Below are 18,255 nucleotides of genomic sequence, written 5' to 3'. Positions count from 1 at the left end.
TACGCCAACCAGCTGCCGCCTCCCGGAGCTCTCGGCCGACGGGATTGTCAGTGGCGGGTGCGAGGATGTGGTCCATGACGGTCATGGGGCGGGGTGCGGCGGATTGCCCGGGGCTGCAGCGTCGTGCTGACGTAGAAGGACGGCCGGGCACAGCAGGGGAGTTGGGGAACAGGCCGAGTGCTGCAAGGCATTGCGGACGGCACCATGGGCGCACGGAACCGCTTCCCTGGTACCCGCGCCACCCATTGGCTGCTTGCCGTCTCGATTCCGGTCTTGGTGGCGCTCCATCTCCTTGGCGGTGCCCTGTGGGTGATCGACGGGATGCAGCTGCCCGGGATACTGCTCAGCATCGCCAGCGGGGTGGGGCTGATGAAGGTGGTGTGGGTGCTGGCCACTCCGTTGGTGCGGCCGCTGGCATGCCCGTTGATGCTCGTACCGCTGCTCGCGGTTCCGTTGCTCGCCTACAACTCGGTGGGAGCGGTCGTCCTGCAGGAACGGGGCGTGACGCACTCCGGGGGCGTCACCGCGGTCACGCCGTGGCGGGGAAAGGTCACGGAGTACCTCTGTACGGTCCGTGAGGACGGTCCGGACGAGATAGCGGACACCGTCTTCTGCGAGCACGACGACCGGCCCGGTGAGCGGGCGCGCGTGGTCCGGGACCCGAGGGCGTTGGTCCGCCCCCAGCTCGCCGAATCGGTGGCGGACGATCAGTTCCAGGCGGTGCTCGCCGCGGCTGGCAGTATCTTCCTCCTGGTCGTCGCGGTATCGGCGACGGCGCTGGGCGCCGCTGTGCGACCGAAGTTGGTCCGTGCCTGGCAAAAATCCGGTGGGGAGCCCACGGACGAGCCCAGGTCCGGCCCGGCTGGTGCGGTACGGTGACCGACCCGCCCGGCTCCCGTCTGGACGCCGCCCCGCCCGCCCAGGTGCGGGAGGGGACGACCAGACCTTGCAGCGCGCCACCTCGGACCGCGCCCGGCTGTGCCGTGTGCTGACCGCAGGCATTGCCGCGACGGTGCTCCTCGCCGGAACCAGTGGGGGCGCCGCCGCACCACCAGCCTCGCTGGTCCCCGCGCGGCTGGCCGCCGTGGTGGACTTCAGCGCGCGCAGTGGTCGTAACGCCGCCGCGCAGGGTCACCGGGTCGTGGCCATCGAGCCGACGCCGGAACTGAGCCGGCCGGGGGAGCGGATCGCGCGAGCCAGGGCGTCCGGTGGCTCGACGACGCGCTGCCCGCACTGGCCGCGCTGCTCGGACTGACCGCGCGAGCTTGGGGACCGCGACCGGTGCTTCGCCCCGGGCTTCGACCTGGTCCTGCTCACCGCTGTGTGGGCCTGCCGCTGAACACCCACATCGACCAGCCGTGGCTGTACAGCCCCGGCACCGCCGGCTACACCGACTATCCGGCATGGCAGGGACATCAGGCGGTCGCGCGCGGCAAACCAATCCTGACGACGTGGGCCAACATTGATGCTCGCTCAGGCCAACTCAACCGCTCATGGGCGAACCCGGACACTAAGAGGTCCTAACAAAGGCGTCGGACGTGTCGGTAGGTGATGAGACATGTAGCGAGCCCGAGGAAGGCTTCATGGATGCCGTCCCGGCGCTCCCACCGGATGCGCAGGCGTCGGAAGCCGTGCAGCCAGGCGATCGTTCGTTCGACGACATACCGGAAGATGCCCAGGCCGGAGCCGTGTGGCTCGCCTCGCCGCGCGATCACGGGACGGATGCCGCGCTGCCACAGCAGGCGCCGGTACTTGTCGTGGTCGTAGCCACGGTCGGCGAACAGTGCGTCGGGCCGGTGCCGGGGTCGGCCGACAACCCCGGCGACAGGGGGGATCTTGTCGAGCAGGGGCAGGAGTTGGGTGACGTCGTTACGGTTGCCGCCGGTCAGCGACACCGCGAGCGGGATGCCTTGGGCGTCGGTGACGACGTGGTGCTTGCTGCCCGGCCGAGCGCGATCGACCGGACTGGGACCGCTTTTGGGCCCCTGCGGGCCGCCCGCACATGGGAGGAGTCGATCACCGCCCGGGACCAGTCCAACTTCTTCGCCGACCGCAACTTCTTCAGCAGCAGCACATGCAGTTGGTCCCACACCCCGGCCTGGTTCCAGGCGGCCAGCCGCCGCCAACAGGTCATGCCCGAACCGAAGCCCAGCTCCTGCGGCAGGTACTCCCACTGGATGCCGGTGTGCAGCACGAACAGGATCCCGCACAACGCCTGCCGGTCCGGCACCCTCGGCCGTCCCTCGACCAGCTTCGACCCCGGCTTGGGCAGCAACGGCTCGACCAACGCCCACAGTTCATCCGACACGATCCACGGCCGCGACTGACGCTTCCCCACGACCAGACCAACGAGTGGACAAGCCAGCAGTCACATGATCAACCACTTCTGTTAGGACTTCTAAGGAGCCATCCGTATACCGAGCGACAAGACTGCCGGGGCGAACGAAGGTGCTGATGGGTGGAACTGGGCAGGGGCAGCCGGCAGGTATGAGCGCCGCCAGCACCGCCTACTGGTAGGCGGGCGGTGTTGATCGGGTCGGGCTGTGGTTCTCACGCGGCGCAGAACTCGTTGCCTTCTGGGTCTTGCATGATCCACCAGTGGCCGGCCGGCCCGTTGTTCACCTCTCGGATGCGGTTCGCGCCCAGGGCCTCCAGCCGTGTCACCAGGGCGTCGAGGCCGTCGGATTCGCTGTGGACGTCGAGGTGCAGGCGGTTCTTGCCGGTCTTGCTTTCGGGGACGTCCTGGAAGAGCAGGCGTCGCCCTCGGCCGACGCCGCTGACGGGGTCGAACGGGTCCTCGGGATGGCGGATGGCCGCGTAGCCGCGGAAGGTTTTGCGGCCGCGGTGCTCGGCGACTGCTTCCTTGCCGAGGTGGCCGGCGGCCAGCAGCTGCTCGATGAGGACGCTGGGGTCCTCCACCTCGTACTCCAGGGCTGCGGCCCAGAAGTCCGCGAGGGCGGTTGCGTTCGTGCTGTCGATGACCAGTTTCCAGTTCAAAGCCATGTAACCGGTTATATTGGTTACATGGACTCCGACGCAAACCGAGGGCTCGTACTGCGCTCCCACACCGGCGCCGCCTACCGGTTCGACCCCGGCGCCCTGTGCCTGGAACTGCTCCCCACCGGAGGCCCTGGCCCCTTCAGTCGGTACGAAGTACTCCACGAGCCTGCCGACCTGGCCACATGGGCCGGGCGATCACGCCTCACCCCGACCCCCGACCTACGGATCACCGACGGCGAGGTGGCCGACGCGCGCCGACTGCGCAACGCCCTGTTCCGGGCAGCCACCGCCCGCACCCGCAACCAACCGCCCACGCCCGGCGATCTCGACGTGATCAACGATGCGGCCGCCCATGCACCACTGGCACCCGCCATCAGGGCGGACGGAACGCGACACTGGGCCGGCACCGGCAACGGCACCCAGCTGCTCGCCACCGTCGCGCGCGATGCCGTAGACCTCCTCACCGGCCCCTTCGCTCCTCGCATCCGGGTGTGCGCGGCCGAGGACTGCCACCTGATCTACGTCGACACCTCGCGCCCCGGCCGCCGCCGCTGGTGCTCCATGGAGCACTGCGGCAACCGTCACAAAGTCCGCGCCCTACGCACCCGCCGCTTCGAGGAAGGATGACCACGGTGCCCACCGGACTCACCAAGGACGCCGGCCGGCAGATCGGTCTCTCCCGCACCCTGCCGCAGCCCCGTCCGTCGTCTGGGACTTCATCAGTTGCAACTACGCACGGGGGATCTGGGCTGGTTCTGGCGGTTCGGTGCAGAGGCGACGGCCGCCGCGGTCAGGACGTGGAGCCGGGACGGGCAGATTCTCGCAGTGGGGCTGCTGGACGATCCAGGGCTGTTGCGGCTGACGATCGCGCCAGATGCTCAGCGGGACGAGGGCCTGGCGCAGCAGCTGGTTAGAGACGTGACCGAGCCGGAGCGCGGCGTGTTGTCCGGGGGAAGGCGAGCATCGAGGCGCCGATGGGTGCACTGGTCCGAGATCTGCTGTTCGAGGACGGCTGGAAGGCCGGTGAGCCGTGGACACCGCTGCGCCGCGGCCTGGTGGAGTCGGTGAAGGGTCCGGGCACGCGGATCGAGGTGGTCGGGCCGGAGAAGGCGCACGTGCGGACCGCTGTACAGCGGGCATCGTTCGATGGGTCGAGGTTCACGAATGACCGTTGGTACGCGATGGCCGCCGGATTGCCGTACGCCGACGCCCGGTGTCTGGTTGCGTACGACGACCAGGGCAACGCGGTGGCGGCGGTGACGGTGTGGTCGGCCGGTCCGGGTAGGCCCGGGTTACTCGAACCGATGGGCGTGCACCGGGAACATCGCGTTCACGGTCACGGTTACGGCAAGGCGATCACCGCGGCCGCGGTGTCCGCACTCCAGGAGCTGGGCGCGTCGAGCGCGATCGTCTGCACCCCGAGCTCTAATGCCGGCGCCATCGCCACCTACAGGTCAGCAGGCATTGAGCAACACCCCGAGGCCCGGGACCAATACCGGACGTCGTCCCCGCACCCGAGGCGGTAGCTCGTTGTACGCGGGCTGGAGTTGGGTCCGTGCGGCGCTGAAGTCGATCCGGGCCGCGCGCCCCGACGGCGCCCCGATCTACGTAGTCCTCGACAACCTTTCCGCGCACAAGGAAGCCAAGATCCGGAACTGGGCGAAGAAGAGCAAAGCCGAGCTGTGCTTCACCTCGACCAACGCCTCCTGGGCGAACCCGATCGAGGCCCACTTCAGCCCGCTGCGGTAGTTCACCATCGCCAACTCCGAGCACCCCAACACACCGTGCGGACCCGAGCCTTGCACCGCTACCTGCGCTGGGGCAACGCCAATGCCCGCCCCCCCGACGTCCTCGCTGCCCAACGCCGCGAACGTGCCCGCATCCGCATTCGCATCCGCATCCGCATCCGCAGCGAGAAAGGCATCCGCTGGGGCGGGCGCGCACTGGCTGCCGCGGCCTGACCATCGCGCCGAATGCCCCGGTCACAGCTCAGCGTTAGCCGTGATCCTTCCCATCAAGCGGGTGGAATCCGGCGGGCAGGGACCTCGAAGACGAGTTCGGGACCGTCCTCTTCGTCCCACTGCTCTCCGACCTCAACGAAGCCGAAGTCCGAGATCGTGGCCAGGGATGCCACGTTGTTGGGGCTGATCGTCGCCCGGACGGTCGTGACTGCGGGTTCTGCTGCTGCCCGGCGAAGCAACTCGATCAGCGTGGATCGGGCATATCCTTGGCGACGGAAGTCGGGAGCGACGGAGTAGCCGATCTCGACCATGCCGACCTCATCGGGCGGTCCGTGGAACCCGGCATGTCCGACGACGAGACCCTTGTCGCCGACGACCGCTTGCCGCACCATCCACCGCGCATGGCTGGGATCGGCGGCCATCTGGTCAAGCCGGAACTGCCACAGCCACCGTGCTCTGTCGGTCACGAAGTACTCGATCAGCGATACCCCGGCCATCCTGCTGGCTTCGGACAGGTCTCCATCCAGCAAAGCGGACATCGCCCCGCCAGACAGCTCGACAAAACGGACACGTTTCGGGCTCCGCGTGAGCGGTCTCCGCTGATCGGCTTCATCTGTCACCTGCGGATGCTCGCCGACCAGCCTAAAGGTGTCCAGCGATTTCGAAGCGGTCCGGCAAACCAGCCCGCGACATCACCCACCACCCGACCCCGGTGAACCTTCTCGGTCACAGCACTAGTAGTGCTTGGTCAGGTTGGTGCGGGTGTGGGTATGTCGCGGTGGCAGGTGGGGCAGGCGCCGGCCCAGGTTGCGAGGAGTGTCTGCATGTCGCGGATGACTGTGTAGAGGCTCAGGCCGGCGCCGTGTCTTTTGGGGATGTGGCCAGTCGTTGCAGGGTGCAGAAGGCGTGGGCTGCGGAGACGAGGGTGACGTGGTGGTGCCAGCCGTTCCAAGTGCGGCCCTCGAAGTGGGCCAGGCCCAGGGCCTGCTTCATCTCGCGGTAGTCGTGCTCGATCCTCCAGCGGAGCTTGGCCAGCCTCACCAGGGTGGTCAGCGGGAAGTCGGCGGGTAGGTCGGACAACCAGAACTGCACCGGCTCCGGCTCGGTGGTGGGCCATTCGGCCAGCAGCCAGCACTCCGGCAGCTCCGGCCCTTCGGTGGCCTGGCGAATCTCGCGTCCGGCGGGCCGGATCCGCAGGGCCACGAACCGTGAGTACATCCGTTTGAGGCCCAAGCGGCCCCGTCCGGGCCGGGAGCCCTCCCGCCACGACACCGGCCGCGCCGCCTTCCGGCCCACTGCGATCACCAGTTCTTTGACCGACCTGGGCTTGTCCGGGTACTTCGCCACCGGGGGACGTCCGTTCCCCTGGTAGGCCGGTGTCACCGGCACGGCATCGCCCAGGTGAGCCGACAGCGTGGTGGAGATCCCCACGACATAGTTCAGTCCGCGATCGTTAAGGCCGAGCCGGAACGCCGCGCAGTCGCCGTATCCGGCATCCGCGATGGCCAGCGGCACCTCGATTCCCCACGAGCGGGTCTCATCGAGCATGTCCAAGGCCAACTGCCACTTCTCCACATGCCCGACGTCGGCGGGGATGCCGCAGGCGCTACGCCGCGCAGTCTTGTCCGAGTCGGCCTTCGGCGAGGCGGGATCCCAGGTCTCGGGCAGGAACAGCCGCCAGTCCACGGCAGCGGAGGCGTGGTCGGACGCCAGGTGCAGCGAGACCCCGACCTGGCAGTTGGTGACCTTGCCTGCCGTGCCGGTGTACTGCGAAGACACGCATGCCGAGGCAGTCCCGTCTTTGAGGAATCCGGTGTCGTCGAAGATCGCAGCGGTCGGCCGGATGGCGGTTTCCATCTTCCAGGCGAGCTTGGCTCGGACATGGGACGGATCCCACGGGCTTGTGGTGATGAAGTGGGCCAGCGCCTGCCGATTGCCGTCGGCCCCAAGCCGGGCGGCCATGGGCTCCACCGACTTGCGTTTGCCGTCGGTCAGCAATCCCCGCAGGTAGACCTGCCCCCACCAACGCTGCCCATCCCTCGCGAAAGGCTCGAACACCTCAGCCGCGAATTCTTCCAACTCGCCACGAACAGCAGCGATTTCATCTGGCGTCACACTCCATCAACGCACGCAGCGCCAGAAGGACACGCACCACCAAGATCAACCTGACCAAGCACTACTAGCATCCGCGCAGGTCAGGCGCCGACGTTGATGTCGACGGCGCTGTTGCCTTGGTTCGCCGGGCGGTTCTGGCGCCAGTACCAGGAGCTCGTCCGGGCGGGTTGGGAACGGGCCGAGCGGTTGGAGCATGAACAGCGGCTCCTCGTCGAGCAGGCGAGGTCCCGGGAGCGTGCCCGGATCGCCCAGGACATGCACGACGTCCTTGGACACGACCTGAGTCTCATCGCCCTGTCGGCGGGGGCCCTCAAGCTCGCGCCCGGCCTGGAGGAGGCCCAGCGGGTCGTGGCGGGTGAGATCCGTGCGCGGGCGGCGGCGTCGGTGGAACGGCTCGGCGAGGTGATCGGCATCCTGCGGGAGGAGGTGGACGATGAGCCGTCCCGGGCGTCCGACACAGGCATTCCCCGCCTGGTCGCGGACGCCTCGGCCGCCGGCCTTGTCGTCGATCTGCGGATCGACCATGACGACGCGCCCCGTACCGAAGGGATCACGGGCGTGCGCACCGACGCCTCCACGCCGCCGGCGACGGGCAACGCCATCAGCACCTGCGCGACCCCGGCGACGGGTGCTGCCGCCGGCTCCACTCGTACGGGCACCACCCCCTCCCACAACGCTCCGCCGGCCGCTGCGCGGGCGGCCCACCGGGTCGTCCAGGAGGCCCTGACCAACGCCGCGGCCGGCTTCGCGCTGGCTGAGTGGCTGCGGGCGTGGCTGCGGATCGCAGTTGCATGCCCGACTGCTCGCCTTGCGCCTGGCCGTGTTCCCGCCCGCCGCCGGCACGGCGGGCGCGGACGCCGCAGCCACCGGCGGTGTTGCAGGAGTGGGGGAGTGGTGGGGCCGGGTGGTCGATGCCGCGGTGCGGCTGTTGGCCGGCTGTCCGTCCGTCGGCGGAGGGAGCCCGGCCGGTCGTCTGGTGTTGCGGGACTGTTCGCCCGAGCTCACCGGTGGCCTTGAGCAGCGGGCGGGCGGCGCTCGGCTCCGCGTCGTCCCCGGCCGAGGTGGACCAGGTCCTGCCCAGCGGCGCCGATCGCGTCGAGGGCATCGTGGAGCCGCTCGTGTCCTGGCTGAGGATGTGGGGCTGGTCCCCGGCCTTGTCCGCGTTGCTGCTCATCGGGCTTCGGCCCGCGGCTCGCCGCGGTGTGCTGCCTGTGGCCGGACGGGTCGGCTGATCCGTGCGCCGCCGGCTGCCTGGTGCTGCTCCAGCGCACTGTCGCGCTGGAGGGGTTCAGGCGGAGCTGGTTGTCGTGGCCGGCTCGCTCGGGGCCGCCGTCGCGTTCGCCGTCGCGGAGGACGCTGGCACTGACGGCTACGCGATTGTGCTGCACTGCCTGGTGAGGCCGACCTGGCCGTCTGGAGCACCGGCGACGTCGCTGACGTGCTCGTGCTCGCTGCCTTCGCCGGGTGGAGCGCGGTGCGTTCTATCTCGTCGCCGCGACCGCCGCGCGCCGCCCGCGGCGATTCGCCCTCCGGGCTGGTCCGGCTTCGGTGGTACTGGCCACCTTCGCGCTGCGCTGCGCTCTGCCCGCTCTGCCGGCCGCTCCTGGCCGTTCCCGCCGCCTGCTGTCTCGGTGGCCTACGTCTGTGTAGGCCAGTCCTCGGGTGCCTGCCAGCCTCACGGCCCTGTCGCGGCCGGGGCACCGGCCGGACTGGTGCCGACCAGCCCGGGTAGTTGACCGAGCCATGGCTCGAGCGGCCGGGCCGGGTTCAGCAGTCGAAGCGGTGGGTGTAGGGGGTGTGGGGGCAGATGCGGCAGACGAAGAAGTACATTCCGCCGAGGTCGCCCAGGTCCATGCCGTGTCCGAACGTATCGAGGACGGCGGGGTCCGCTTCGGCTTGCCAGGAGGGGACCGCGGCTTCGTCCTGGCGGGGGTCCCGGTCGTCCAGGGGAAGCCAGCGACCGGTGCCCGGTTCGGTTGCGGTGATGCTGAGCAGGTGTTCCATGCGGGTGCCGCAGTCTGTGCAGTCGGGCCAGTTGGGCGGCTGGGTCCATCCGGGATAGCCGCCGACTTTGCTCTGCTGCGTGGTGGCCACCTCGAAGTAGTCGTAGCCCCGTTCCTCCTTCAGGTCCTCGAACCGCTGGCCGAGCAGCTCGCCGAGTCCCTCCGGCAGGTCCCAGTTCGGGTATTCCACTGCCGGTGTGGGGAGAGCGTGCACGGGCGGGGCAGGAACTCCTCGTCCGCGGTGTGCGGGCGGGGCGGTTCCCTGACAGCGGCGCGGGCAGCAGTCAGCGCTGTGCTGCGCCAGGTCAGCCGGGGGTTGGCGGCAGACGCGTCGTCCTCGTGAATGAGCGGGCACCACAGGATCTGCAACAGGTCGGTGCCGGCGGGAAGACGAGGCCGGGCACGTCTCGCGCGTAGAGCTGGACCACCGGGACCATCGCGACCGGCTCGGGCCCGACGGGCGCGCTGAGCGGCTTGTAGTGGTCCGGTGCGGCGCACATCGGCCAAGGCTCGTCCGCCGGCCACAGCAGTGGCCCGCCCAGGGAGCTGTCCCCTGGGCCCGGCTGCCCGGCCCGGGGGTAGAGGAGGGTGACCTCGCGGGCCGTACCCGTCAACTCCGGAAAGACCGCCTCGACCTCGAAGGGGATCGGCGCCAGCGGCCGGGGCCGGGTGGGCCGGCCCTGAACGGTGCGGTGTTGAGGATGCCTTGACGGCACGGGACCTCCTGCTGCTCGTGACGGTGCGTCACCGACTCTAGGCCCTGCCTTGACAGTCGACGCCCCAGGCCCGGCGCCTCTCCCTGGCCCCAGGCATGGACCTGCACCTGCACCAGTTTGAGTGCTGCCTCACTGAAGGTGCTCACACGGGCTGATGCGGAAGGACGACAGGTACAGACGCATCCGCGGACGCCAGCGGGTCGGCCGGAGCTATGCCGCGATCGGGGAGTCGTCCAGGCCGATGGCTGACGACGGCAGTCGGCAGGGTCGGTAGGTCGGACCGACACATTGGGTCGCCGTGACCGATGCCCGGGGCGGCGACCGTGCCCTAGGTTCGGACCGTCCTCGTCGGTCGCCGCCCGCGCCCCGACGGCCAACCAGCGACAACCGAAAGGCGGCCCATGCGCCGGCTCACCTACTACATCGGCTGCAGCCTCGACGGCTTCATCGCCGGACCGGACGGGGAGACCGACTCCTCCGGCTTCGACGGTGACCTGAAGGACGCGATCCTCACCGAGTACCCCGAGACGATTCCCGGCCACGCCCGTGAGGCACTGGGTCTGGCCGACGTGCCCAACAAGGTCTTCGACACGATCCTGATGGGCCGCGCCACCTACGATCTCGCCCTGCGGATCGGCGTCACCAGCCCCTACCCGCACCTGCGGCAGTACGTCTTCTCCTCCACCCTGCCCCGGACCGACCCCGAGGTGGAGGTGGTGTCGGGGGACCCGGTGGAGCTCGTCCGCGACCTCAAGCGGCAGCCGGGCGCGGGCATCTGGCTGTGCGGCGGGGCGAGCCTGGCCGGGCAATTGCTGGGCGAGATCGACGAACTGGTGGTCAAGCGCTACCCGGTGGTGTTCGGCAGCGGCATCCCGCTGTTCCGCGCCCCCTTCGCCCCCGCCGACTGGCTGCTCCGCGACTCCCGGGTCTTCCTCACCGGCGCCACCTTGACCAGCTACGTCCGACGCTAGGAGCACCGATGCTGTTTCGACCCACGACCGCGGCCGAGGTCGACCGCGTCGCCGCGGTGACGGTCCCCGAACCCGTCGGCTGGATCGACGCCGACCGTTACCGGGATGAGCTCGGGCAGGGAATGTACCGACCGGAGTGGACCTGGGTCGCCGAGGACGGCGACGGCCGGCTGCTGGCCCGCGCCCTGTGGTGGGGCCGGGCGGACAGCGCCCACCCGGTTGCTCTGGACTGCCTGCACGTCGACCCCGGGGCCGGCGACCGGGCCCGGGTGGCGGCCCGGCTGCTCACCGCCGGGCTGCAGGCGTTCGCCGCCGCGGGCGCGCCGAAGCCGCCGCTGTACATCCTGAGGCTGCCGGTCGGTTGGCACGACGACCCGGCGGCCGCGGACGCGGTGGCCTGGCGCCGGACCGCCGCGCGGGCCGCTGGCCTCAGCCACGAGGTGGAGCGGCTGCAGCTGCAGTGGACCAGCGGCGATCCGCTGCCGGGAGGCGAGGGCCGGCTCACCTTCGCCCCGGCCTCCGACGAGGAGTTCCTCGGGATGTTCCGGCGGATCGCGATCGGCAGCCTGGACGACGAGACCCGCCGGAACGTCGCCGCGATGGGCGTCGAGGCGGCCGCCCGAGAGGAGTTGGAGTTCTACCTTGGTTGCCCGGGCGAGCGGGAGTGGTGGCGGCTGGCGTACGGCCCCGACGGGCGGCTCGCCGGACTGGCGATCCCCTCCGCGACGCCTTACGCCCGCAACGTCGGATTCCTCGGCGTGCTGCCCGAGTTCCGCGGCCGCGGCTATGTGGACGACCTGCTCGCCGAGGTCACCCGGAGTCATGCAGGGGCCGGCGCCGAGCTGATCACCGCCACCACCGACACCGGGAACGCACCGATGGCGGCGGCCTTCGCGCGAGCCGGCTACCGGACCACGCAGATCCGGATGATCTGGTCGGCGCCGGTGGCCGATCAGGAGCGAGCGCCGTAGCCGCACCGGCCGCCGGCCGGCCGCCGCCGGCCGTGGGCCGTGGGCTGTTGGCTTGGCCGTGTCGTGTGGCTGCCGGGTGGTCGTGCGCCGAACGCTGTTGCTGTTCGGTTGTCTGGGTGCCGGTGGCCGGTGGCCGGTGGCCGGTGGCCGGTGTGTGGTCGTGGATCGTTGGTGTATGTGCTTGGTTCGGCGCGGTCTCACGGCGGCCGTCGCCTTGCCGGGGCCCGGCGGGCGTTTACGCCGGCCACGTCGATTACATCGGTCTTTCATGCCGGTCGTTCAGGATGGCGGTGGGCTATCCACCAGCAAGAGGGGAACGACAGGTGATTGGGAAGATGAGCAAGATCAGGGCATTACCGGGCTTCGTAGCGGCCTTGGCGCTTACCGGCTCCCTGGGTGCCGCCGCGGCCACCGCGGGCACCGCACATGCCGCCGCGCCTTCCGATCATGCTCAGCAGGCCAAACGCATCTACAACGGCATGCAGATCGCGTTCCCTCCGAACTCGACCGATCTCTTCTGCACCATCGGGGCTGTGGGGACCGACGACCACCAGCGCAAGATAGCCATTTCGGCCGGCCACTGCATCCGGGACACGTCGGGGAAGTACGCCGACCACGAGATCCCGGACGACATCATCCCCGTCGTCGACCGCAACGACACGAAGTACGGTCCGATCGGCTATGTCCGCTACTTCAAGGACCCCGAGGGTTCGCAGACCGGCCATGCCACCAAGGACTACATGGTCATCGAGTTGCTGCCGCAGGTGACGCTCTCCTCCCAGGGGCCGCATCTCAAGCAGACCGGAGTGCTGAAGTACCCCCAAGGGCCGGTCAGCCCGAACGCGATGAAGCCCGCGCTCGACACCGAGCGCCTGCTGACGACCGGCAACAACGAGATCATCACGTCGGGGCAGACAGGGACGTGGTACGGCACCGTCATGAACAACGACAACGGCATCTACCGGGCTCCGGCCGTGAACAAGGCGGGTGACTCGGGCGGCCCGGTGATCTGGCATGTTCCGGGAACCGATCTCCCGTCCCAGGCCAACAAGTTCCAGGCGGCCGGCCCCTGGGCCGGAATCACCAAGGCGATCACCCTGCAGTTGCCGCCCTTCAACTACACCAGCTCGGCGAACATCCTCGCCGACCTGCGCGCCCGCGAGGCCGCCGTCCCCCAGCACGACATCTACGGTGCGGGTTTCGAGGTGACCCCAACCCGTAATGGCCGTATCGTCCCGAGGAGCCCCCACGAGCCCTATGGGAGGGGCTCCTCGACGCCGGGGACGAAGGCCCCCCGGCCGCTGCCTCGAAGCTACTGTTCGAGGACTACGACGTTCTCGGCCTGTGGCCCTTTCGCCCCTTGTACCAGGTCGTATTCGACTCTGTCGTTGTCCATGAGGGACTTGAAGCCGTGTGACTGAATTGCGGAGAAGTGCACGAAGACGTCTGGTCCGCCGTCGTCCTGGGCGATGAATCCAAATCCCTTGTCCGCGTTGAACCACTTCACGGTTCCTGTAGCCATTGCATTTCCCTCACGCTCAGTGTCCACTGTTCGACCTATGTTCCCCTGGCCGGGCCGCTACGAATCCTGTGGTCTCTTCGGGTGCGCCGATGGTGCTCTGACCAAACTTCGAACTTGAGGTTGTCGTCTCCCGCCGCCGGTCCGTTGCCGCGCCTCGTCGTCCGTCCGGGCGTCGAGGATCAGGGGCGGGAGATCGGCGCCATGAGCGACTGCGCCGTGCTGTCAGTGGCGGCTGACAGGATGTCGGGCATGACGGTCAAGGACGTGACACGCCACGATGTTGCCGAAGAGGGGATGGAGGGCGCCCTCCAGTGCGGGGTTCGCCGGGCTATCGAGCACTGGTCGGACATGCGACATGGCGGGCGTCCCTTGCGGCAGGGCTGAGGGAGAGGGGGGCGACCTCCTCGATCTCGCCGCCGCCCGCACCCTGGAAGATCCCTCCTTGGACACGCCGATGTCGCGCAAGGCCCTGCTCGCCGCAGCGGAGTGCGCCCTTGGAGAACTGAGCCTTGGCTGCTTCCCCGACGGCGACTGGGACGTCCTCCTCCCACTCGTCGGCGAGCAGGACGCGGATCGGGCCGGTGCTGGTCGGCGCCGTGGTCGTCGGGGCATTGCTCATCGGGGCTGGGCCTTTCCGGGGCGGAAGGGGATGGGGAAGGAGGGTCGGCGGGCGCCTCGGTCGCCTGCGAGCGGCAGCTCGGCCGCCAGGTGCCAGCCGCCGCCGGGGCGGGGCCCGGCGGTCAGCGATCCGCCCAGCGATCCGCCGAGCGCGGCCACCCGCTCGGCCAGGCCGGGCAGCCCCAGCCCACCGGCCCGGTCGCCGCGTTGCTGTGGCCGTCCGGCCGGGGCGCCGTTGCTGACGTCGACGGTGAGCGCGGACGCCGACCGGTCCAGCGTCACGGTCACGTCGGCGTCTGGCGCATGGCGACGCACGTTGGTCAGCGCCTCCACCACGATCCGGTACGCCGTGCCGGAGACCTCGCGGGCGACGTGGTCGAGCAGGCCTGGGGCGAGGGCGAGTTCGGTCCGACCCGCGCTCGACTCGCAAAAGCGCCGCACCAGTTCGGGCACCTCGTCCAGGCCCTTGACCGATTGCCGGGGGGCGCCGTCCTGCTGGTCGTGGAGCATGTGCACGGTGCGGTCCATCGCGGCCAGAGCCCGGAGCCCGGCCTCTTCGACCCGCCGCAACGCGTCGAGCGCGACACCCGGATCGTCCGACCCGAGGAACTGCCCGGTCTGCGCCTGCGCGACCATCTCGCTGACGTCGTGGGCGACGAAGTCATGCAGGTCCCGAGCCAGGTCCAGGCGCTGCCGCCGCCGGGCCTCGGCCACCGAGCTGACCCGCCGGGCGTCCAGCACCCGCAGGTACACCCCGCCCGCCGCCGCGCCGGTCGCCAACAGCGACCACAAGACGCAGGCGCCGACGATGCCGCGGACCGAGCCGGTGCTCCAGGCGCGCAGCACCCACAGGGTCACCGCGAGGTGGGCCAGCGTTCCGGCCGCGATCGCCTGCGGCGGCGGGGCGTGGCGCGCGGTCGGCACCAGCACGGCGGCCAGGGCGACGGCTTCCAGCGTGCCGATCGTGCCCGGCCCGGGGCCGGCCGCTCCGGACGGATGAGCGACCGTCACGCCGAGCGACACCGCGGCGGCGGCTCCGGTCACCCAGGCGATCAGCGGACGCGACCGCGACCGGCCCGCGAAGACGAGCAGCGCCGCCGCGCCGGACAGGACGGCCGGGACCATGATGATCAACACAACCCCGACGGTACGCGTGCGGGCACCGTGCGCGCCTGTGCCTTTCGGCATATCCGCGACCGACCCGCCCGCGATCTCGATGCCTAACGGCATATGTCCGCGCAGGTGGGGGCCTGACCAGGCTTGAGGCATGACAGCGACCCAGTCGGCCCGACCGACCACCGCCCCCACGTCCGAGCGCACGAAGCGGGGCGCCGCGAAGCCGAAGCCGAAGTACGTGCCCGGCACCCCCCGTTGGGCCCAGCTCGCCGCGCACGCGGTCCCACTGGTGGTGCTGCCCTCCAGCATCTGGCGGCTGCTCATGACCGCCGGAGCGGCCGGGGTCGACCACTCCGCGAACCCGGGCTACCGCTCCCAGCTCAGCGACTACCTCTACGTCCTCCTCCTGTCCGCGGTCTGCGAGGGGCTCGCGCTGCTGACCCTCGGACTGGTCAAGCCCTGGGGCGCTGATGGCCTGGCCGGTGTTGGTCGGCGCCGTCACCCACGCCTACTACCGCCGCCGCGCCACCACGCAAGGGCGCTGAGATGAGCGAGCTGACGCCCGGTGGTCCTGTCCCGTCGTCCTGTCCGCCGGGCATGCCACGGCCTGATCACAGCCCCCACCTTCCGCAGGGTGGCGCCGCGGCGTTTCAGCACCGATCTCGACGAGGGCGCGCCCCAGTTGCGGGCCGAGGAGGCGGATTTCCCCTTCTCGGTGAGCGCCACCGATGTCGAGGAGTTCATTCTCACGCCCGCTGCCGGCGGCGACGAGATCCTGTGGCACCTTGAGATCGACTGGCTGTGTGCCGGACGCCAGGGCACCACGGTCGTCGACGACCATGGGCAGCCCTTCGCGCTCTACCCACGCCCCGGCCCCCGCCTCGGCTGCTACTACGAACACGCTTACGGCTGCCCGGCCCCGCGGCTTGCCCTGGAGTCCACTGGGGGCACCGTGCTCGTCGGCTGTTTCAAGGGATCGCCCCGCGGGCGGATCAAGCCCGACAACGGCGGCGCGATCCTGGACTTCACCTGCCCCAACGACAGCAGGGCGGGGGAGTACTACCGGGGCCGGTTCGTCAACTACACGGTGGAGTTGATCCACGGCGACCCTCGGAACCCTCGGGAAGCGTTTCTGGGGTCGCCAGCGTCCAACCCGCTTTGAGAACGCGTACCTGCCCCCGCTGGTCTCGTATCTCAACGTGTTCCTCGCCGGCGCCACCGCTGGGTCGGGGCCTTCCCGGCGCCAGGTCCCGGGTCCCGGCACAGGGTGTTTGCCGGCGCGGACGTCCATCCCGCCGTTGGCCAGCTAAGTGGTCGGTTCCGTAAGTCCTTCGGGGGTTGACGCCTGAGGCCCTCTCGTGCGCGGTGCCGGGTCAGACGTGGGGTCGGGGGCAGAGGCCGCGGGCGCAGTCCAGGGTGCCTTCGGGGTTTGCCGGTGGGTAGGCGGCGGTGTCCTCGTCATGGCTGCTGGCTCTGGCTCTGGCTGCTGGCGGTTCTGCTGTGCGTGACCTTTCATGACTGCCCTTCAGGAGCCGCACCCCGGCAAAACAGATGCTCCGGACTGCAGGGCGACGTAATGTGTGATCCCGACTGCTGCCTATTACCTGGCCGTTGGTGCGGCCACAGCTTCGGGAGGGCTTGATGGTTGCGGACATAGTCAGGACGTGGGTGGCGGGCTGGGCCGTGTCCCGGCGGACGCCCCGCCTGTCGAGAAGCCCTGGGGGTTCTATGTCGAGGTGGCCGGCAACCTCGATGAAGTGGGACGCCATGTCCTGCCCGAGGCCGAGGAGTCGTTGGTCCGCAGTGCCGCGGCCTCGGTGTCCGTGCCGCGGACGTGGATGAAGACGCCCGCGGAGCCGGAGGAGATCGGGTCCTGGCTGCCCCAGGGGTGGGCCTGGGAGGAGAGCGGCCATCTGATGGCCGTTGACCTGATGGCCACGAACCCGGTCGCGCCCCAGGGGTACACCGCGACCGTGGAGACCATGGGAGCCGTCACCTACGCTCGGGTGCTGGATGCTGCGGGCGAGCAGGCGGCCCAGGGGCAGATGGCATCCCTCGGGGAGGCCGTGGTCGTGGACCGGGTGATCACCGAGGAGGCCCATCGGCGGCGCGGGCTGGGCGGCTTCGTGATGCGTACGCTTGCCGACCGTGCCCTGGAGGAGGGCGCGGTCCTTGGCGTTCTCGGCGCGACCGATGCCGGGCGTGCGCTGTACGAGACGCTGGGCTGGAAGAAGCACACGACGCTGGCGGAGTGCGTCTACCGGCCCTGAATCCGGAGCATCGGCCGTACGCGGGGGTCGAATCCCAAGACGCCAACAGCCCCGGACGCTCGCCGCTGCGGCCTTGACGCAGCTGCGGTCAGGGGCGTCTGTCCCCACCCGGTGCTCATGGCATGGGATGCCGTGCCCCGCCACGATGTCTGGGTTCCGCCTCCGCGGCGGGCGGGGCAGGCTGTGGCTTGCCAGTGATCACTTCGGCTGGTCGGTTGGCCTGCCATGCTCGTCCGCACTGCCTGTCCGATAGCCCCAAGTGCCGCTGAACGCCCTGTGGTTGAAGAGGAGGGCCTGCGGCCGTAAGAGCGAGCACCGGCTGCGGGTGCGTGCGCAGGTCGTGCTGCACGCCGCGCGCGGACGCTCCACCGCGCGTATCGCCCGGGAGAGGGGCTGCACCTGGACACCGTGCGCCGCTGGCGTGGCCGGTTTGCTCAGGCGGGTCTGCCCGGGCTCAAGGGCCGCAGGCGCTGCGGTCGTCCCGCTTCGTTCGCGCCGTTGCAGGCCACCGAGGTCAAGGCGCTGGCCTGCCGGCTGCCTGCCGAGACGGAGTGCCGATCTCCCGTTGGTCGTGTCCGGAACTGGCCTGCGAGGCCATTGCCTGTCAGATCGTGACCGCGGTGTCGCCCTCCACCGTGCGACGCTGGCTGATCGAGGCCGTGCTCAAGCCCTGGCAGCACCGCTCCTGGATCTTCCTCACCGATTCCGACTTCCGCGCCAAGGCCGCCCGGGTGCTGGACCTGTGCGCCCGCACCTGGCAGGGGCAACCCCTCGGCGAGGACGAGTACGTGATCAGCGCGGACGAGAGGACCTCCGTCCAGTGACTGCCGGGCAGCTCGCCGAGGTGCGCAGGCGCGTGCTGGAGAGCGCGTCGCGCCGCGGGCTGTCCGTGGAGTGTGCCGAGACGGTCGCTGATGCGTTGGTGGCCAGGCTGGCGCTCACGTCGGTGGGTGTGGCTGTGGAAAGACGGGAGGATCCGGCTGGCGGCAGCC

21 protein-coding genes and 2 pseudogenes are annotated in these 18,255 nt (G+C 70.1%); 14 read left to right on the top strand and 9 right to left on the bottom strand.

Annotation, left to right across the window (positions count from 1 at the left end; all coding sequences use genetic code 11):
* Positions 1–177 precede the first annotated feature (177 nt).
* Together MOV08_RS00580 and MOV08_RS00575 are read left to right on the top strand one after the other, a co-directional pair.
* Positions 178–879 carry a hypothetical protein gene (locus MOV08_RS00580; RefSeq protein ID WP_275305720.1) on the top strand — a complete coding sequence of 234 codons (702 nt, stop codon included), beginning with the start codon at positions 178–180 and terminating at the stop codon, positions 877–879.
* Positions 880–946: 67 nt separating this feature from the next.
* Positions 947–1,255 (top strand): hypothetical protein, encoded by a 309-nt coding sequence (locus tag MOV08_RS00575; protein WP_275305719.1) that lies wholly within the window; start codon positions 947–949, stop codon positions 1,253–1,255.
* A gap of 265 nt (positions 1,256–1,520) precedes the next feature.
* Here the strand turns inward: MOV08_RS00575 and MOV08_RS00570 are convergent.
* Both MOV08_RS00570 and MOV08_RS00565 read right to left on the bottom strand, forming a co-directional pair.
* Positions 1,521–2,338, bottom strand: a protein-coding gene (locus MOV08_RS00570; RefSeq protein ID WP_420834109.1) for an IS5 family transposase whose coding sequence is annotated in 2 segments (ribosomal slippage) — positions 1,521–1,987 and positions 1,987–2,338 — 819 coding nt in all. Because the reading frame shifts where the segments join, the coding sequence is not laid out codon by codon here.
* Between the two features lie 212 nt (positions 2,339–2,550).
* Positions 2,551–3,003 (bottom strand): VOC family protein, encoded by a 453-nt coding sequence (locus MOV08_RS00565; RefSeq protein ID WP_039639744.1) that lies wholly within the window; start codon positions 3,001–3,003, stop codon positions 2,551–2,553.
* A 21-nt stretch (positions 3,004–3,024) separates the two neighbouring features.
* Here MOV08_RS00565 and MOV08_RS00560 point away from each other — a divergent pair, with 21 nt between their 5' ends.
* The 3 genes and pseudogenes from MOV08_RS00560 to MOV08_RS00550 form a co-directional block, all read left to right on the top strand.
* The gene (locus tag MOV08_RS00560) at positions 3,025–3,627 is read left to right on the top strand and encodes a CGNR zinc finger domain-containing protein (protein WP_275305718.1); all 603 of its coding nucleotides are present in this window, start codon (positions 3,025–3,027) and stop codon (positions 3,625–3,627) included.
* A gap of 96 nt (positions 3,628–3,723) precedes the next feature.
* Positions 3,724–4,526: pseudogene (locus MOV08_RS00555) on the top strand (GNAT family N-acetyltransferase); the annotation flags it as partial.
* 31 nt (positions 4,527–4,557) lie between these two features.
* Positions 4,558–4,961, top strand: a pseudogene (locus MOV08_RS00550) (transposase); the annotation flags it as partial.
* Between the two features lie 53 nt (positions 4,962–5,014).
* Here the strand turns inward: MOV08_RS00550 and MOV08_RS00545 are convergent.
* Both MOV08_RS00545 and MOV08_RS00540 read right to left on the bottom strand, forming a co-directional pair.
* Positions 5,015–5,500, bottom strand: coding sequence for a GNAT family N-acetyltransferase (locus tag MOV08_RS00545; protein WP_275311665.1), 486 nt, complete (start codon positions 5,498–5,500; stop codon positions 5,015–5,017).
* Positions 5,501–5,810: 310 nt separating this feature from the next.
* Positions 5,811–7,076 (bottom strand): IS701 family transposase, encoded by a 1,266-nt coding sequence (locus tag MOV08_RS00540; protein ID WP_275305717.1) that lies wholly within the window; start codon positions 7,074–7,076, stop codon positions 5,811–5,813.
* A gap of 96 nt (positions 7,077–7,172) precedes the next feature.
* Between MOV08_RS00540 and MOV08_RS43960 the strand changes: the two genes are divergently transcribed.
* Together MOV08_RS43960 and MOV08_RS00530 are read left to right on the top strand one after the other, a co-directional pair.
* Positions 7,173–8,093 carry a sensor histidine kinase gene (locus MOV08_RS43960; RefSeq protein WP_420834108.1) on the top strand — a complete coding sequence of 307 codons (921 nt, stop codon included), beginning with the start codon at positions 7,173–7,175 and terminating at the stop codon, positions 8,091–8,093.
* Positions 8,090–8,308 carry a hypothetical protein gene (locus MOV08_RS00530; RefSeq protein ID WP_275305716.1) on the top strand — a complete coding sequence of 73 codons (219 nt, stop codon included), beginning with the start codon at positions 8,090–8,092 and terminating at the stop codon, positions 8,306–8,308. The genes MOV08_RS43960 and MOV08_RS00530 overlap by 4 nt, the downstream gene beginning before the upstream one ends.
* Positions 8,309–8,843: 535 nt before the next feature.
* Here MOV08_RS00530 and MOV08_RS00525 read toward each other — a convergent pair.
* Together MOV08_RS00525 and MOV08_RS00520 are read right to left on the bottom strand one after the other, a co-directional pair.
* Positions 8,844–9,293, bottom strand: a complete 450-nt coding sequence (locus tag MOV08_RS00525) for a hypothetical protein (protein WP_275305715.1) — start codon at positions 9,291–9,293, stop codon at positions 8,844–8,846.
* A gap of 91 nt (positions 9,294–9,384) precedes the next feature.
* Entirely contained in the window at positions 9,385–9,795 is a 411-nt protein-coding gene (locus MOV08_RS00520) for a hypothetical protein (protein ID WP_275305714.1), read from the bottom strand.
* A gap of 401 nt (positions 9,796–10,196) precedes the next feature.
* On the opposite strand from MOV08_RS00520, the gene MOV08_RS00515 reads away from it, so the two are divergent.
* Together MOV08_RS00515 and MOV08_RS00510 are read left to right on the top strand one after the other, a co-directional pair.
* Positions 10,197–10,766, top strand: coding sequence for a dihydrofolate reductase family protein (locus MOV08_RS00515; RefSeq protein ID WP_275305713.1), 570 nt, complete (start codon positions 10,197–10,199; stop codon positions 10,764–10,766).
* Positions 10,767–10,774: 8 nt separating this feature from the next.
* Positions 10,775–11,737 carry a GNAT family N-acetyltransferase gene (locus tag MOV08_RS00510; RefSeq protein WP_275305712.1) on the top strand — a complete coding sequence of 321 codons (963 nt, stop codon included), beginning with the start codon at positions 10,775–10,777 and terminating at the stop codon, positions 11,735–11,737.
* A gap of 1,312 nt (positions 11,738–13,049) precedes the next feature.
* On the opposite strand, the gene MOV08_RS00505 is transcribed toward MOV08_RS00510, so the two are convergent.
* The 3 genes from MOV08_RS00505 to MOV08_RS00495 form a co-directional block, all read right to left on the bottom strand.
* The gene (locus MOV08_RS00505) at positions 13,050–13,259 is read right to left on the bottom strand and encodes a cold-shock protein (RefSeq protein ID WP_039628554.1); all 210 of its coding nucleotides are present in this window, start codon (positions 13,257–13,259) and stop codon (positions 13,050–13,052) included.
* Positions 13,260–13,587: 328 nt separating this feature from the next.
* On the bottom strand, positions 13,588–13,878 hold the full coding sequence (locus tag MOV08_RS00500) for a hypothetical protein (protein WP_159030715.1): 291 nt from the start codon (positions 13,876–13,878) through the stop codon (positions 13,588–13,590).
* Positions 13,875–15,014 (bottom strand): sensor histidine kinase, encoded by a 1,140-nt coding sequence (locus tag MOV08_RS00495; protein WP_275305711.1) that lies wholly within the window; start codon positions 15,012–15,014, stop codon positions 13,875–13,877. The genes MOV08_RS00500 and MOV08_RS00495 overlap by 4 nt, the downstream gene beginning before the upstream one ends.
* 130 nt (positions 15,015–15,144) lie before the next feature.
* On the opposite strand from MOV08_RS00495, the gene MOV08_RS00490 reads away from it, so the two are divergent.
* From MOV08_RS00490 to MOV08_RS00475, 5 genes are all read left to right on the top strand, one after another.
* The gene (locus MOV08_RS00490) at positions 15,145–15,543 is read left to right on the top strand and encodes a hypothetical protein (RefSeq protein WP_275305710.1); all 399 of its coding nucleotides are present in this window, start codon (positions 15,145–15,147) and stop codon (positions 15,541–15,543) included.
* Positions 15,544–15,627: 84 nt separating this feature from the next.
* Positions 15,628–16,155 carry a hypothetical protein gene (locus MOV08_RS00485; RefSeq protein ID WP_275305709.1) on the top strand — a complete coding sequence of 176 codons (528 nt, stop codon included), beginning with the start codon at positions 15,628–15,630 and terminating at the stop codon, positions 16,153–16,155.
* Positions 16,156–16,657: 502 nt separating this feature from the next.
* Positions 16,658–17,263 (top strand): GNAT family N-acetyltransferase, encoded by a 606-nt coding sequence (locus tag MOV08_RS00480; protein WP_275305708.1) that lies wholly within the window; start codon positions 16,658–16,660, stop codon positions 17,261–17,263.
* 408 nt (positions 17,264–17,671) lie between these two features.
* The gene (locus MOV08_RS43730) at positions 17,672–17,878 is read left to right on the top strand and encodes a helix-turn-helix domain-containing protein (RefSeq protein WP_338057119.1); all 207 of its coding nucleotides are present in this window, start codon (positions 17,672–17,674) and stop codon (positions 17,876–17,878) included.
* Positions 17,879–17,883: 5 nt separating this feature from the next.
* On the top strand, positions 17,884–18,087 hold the full coding sequence (locus MOV08_RS00475) for a hypothetical protein (RefSeq protein WP_275305707.1): 204 nt from the start codon (positions 17,884–17,886) through the stop codon (positions 18,085–18,087).
* Positions 18,088–18,255: the final 168 nt, after the last annotated feature.

Origin of the sequence: Streptomyces yunnanensis (assembly GCF_029011865.1) — a bacterium.
GTDB lineage: Bacteria > Actinomycetota > Actinomycetes > Streptomycetales > Streptomycetaceae > Streptomyces > Streptomyces yunnanensis.
This window is presented reverse-complemented; position numbering and strand designations above follow the sequence as displayed.

Excerpts from the sequence above, each read along its gene's own strand:
- MOV08_RS00560 (WP_275305718.1), top strand. The coding sequence starts at position 3,025 with ATGGACTCCGACGCAAACCGAGGGCTCGTACTGCGCTCCCACACCGGC.
- MOV08_RS00500 (WP_159030715.1), bottom strand. The coding sequence starts at position 13,878 with ATGAGCAATGCCCCGACGACCACGGCGCCGACCAGCACCGGCCCGATC.
- MOV08_RS00490 (WP_275305710.1), top strand. The coding sequence starts at position 15,145 with ATGACAGCGACCCAGTCGGCCCGACCGACCACCGCCCCCACGTCCGAG.
- MOV08_RS00545 (WP_275311665.1), bottom strand. The coding sequence starts at position 5,500 with ATGTCCGCTTTGCTGGATGGAGACCTGTCCGAAGCCAGCAGGATGGCC.
- MOV08_RS43960 (WP_420834108.1), top strand. The coding sequence starts at position 7,173 with ATGTCGACGGCGCTGTTGCCTTGGTTCGCCGGGCGGTTCTGGCGCCAG.
- MOV08_RS00515 (WP_275305713.1), top strand. The coding sequence starts at position 10,197 with ATGCGCCGGCTCACCTACTACATCGGCTGCAGCCTCGACGGCTTCATC.
- MOV08_RS00510 (WP_275305712.1), top strand. The coding sequence starts at position 10,775 with ATGCTGTTTCGACCCACGACCGCGGCCGAGGTCGACCGCGTCGCCGCG.
- MOV08_RS00505 (WP_039628554.1), bottom strand. The coding sequence starts at position 13,259 with ATGGCTACAGGAACCGTGAAGTGGTTCAACGCGGACAAGGGATTTGGA.
- MOV08_RS00565 (WP_039639744.1), bottom strand. The coding sequence starts at position 3,003 with ATGGCTTTGAACTGGAAACTGGTCATCGACAGCACGAACGCAACCGCC.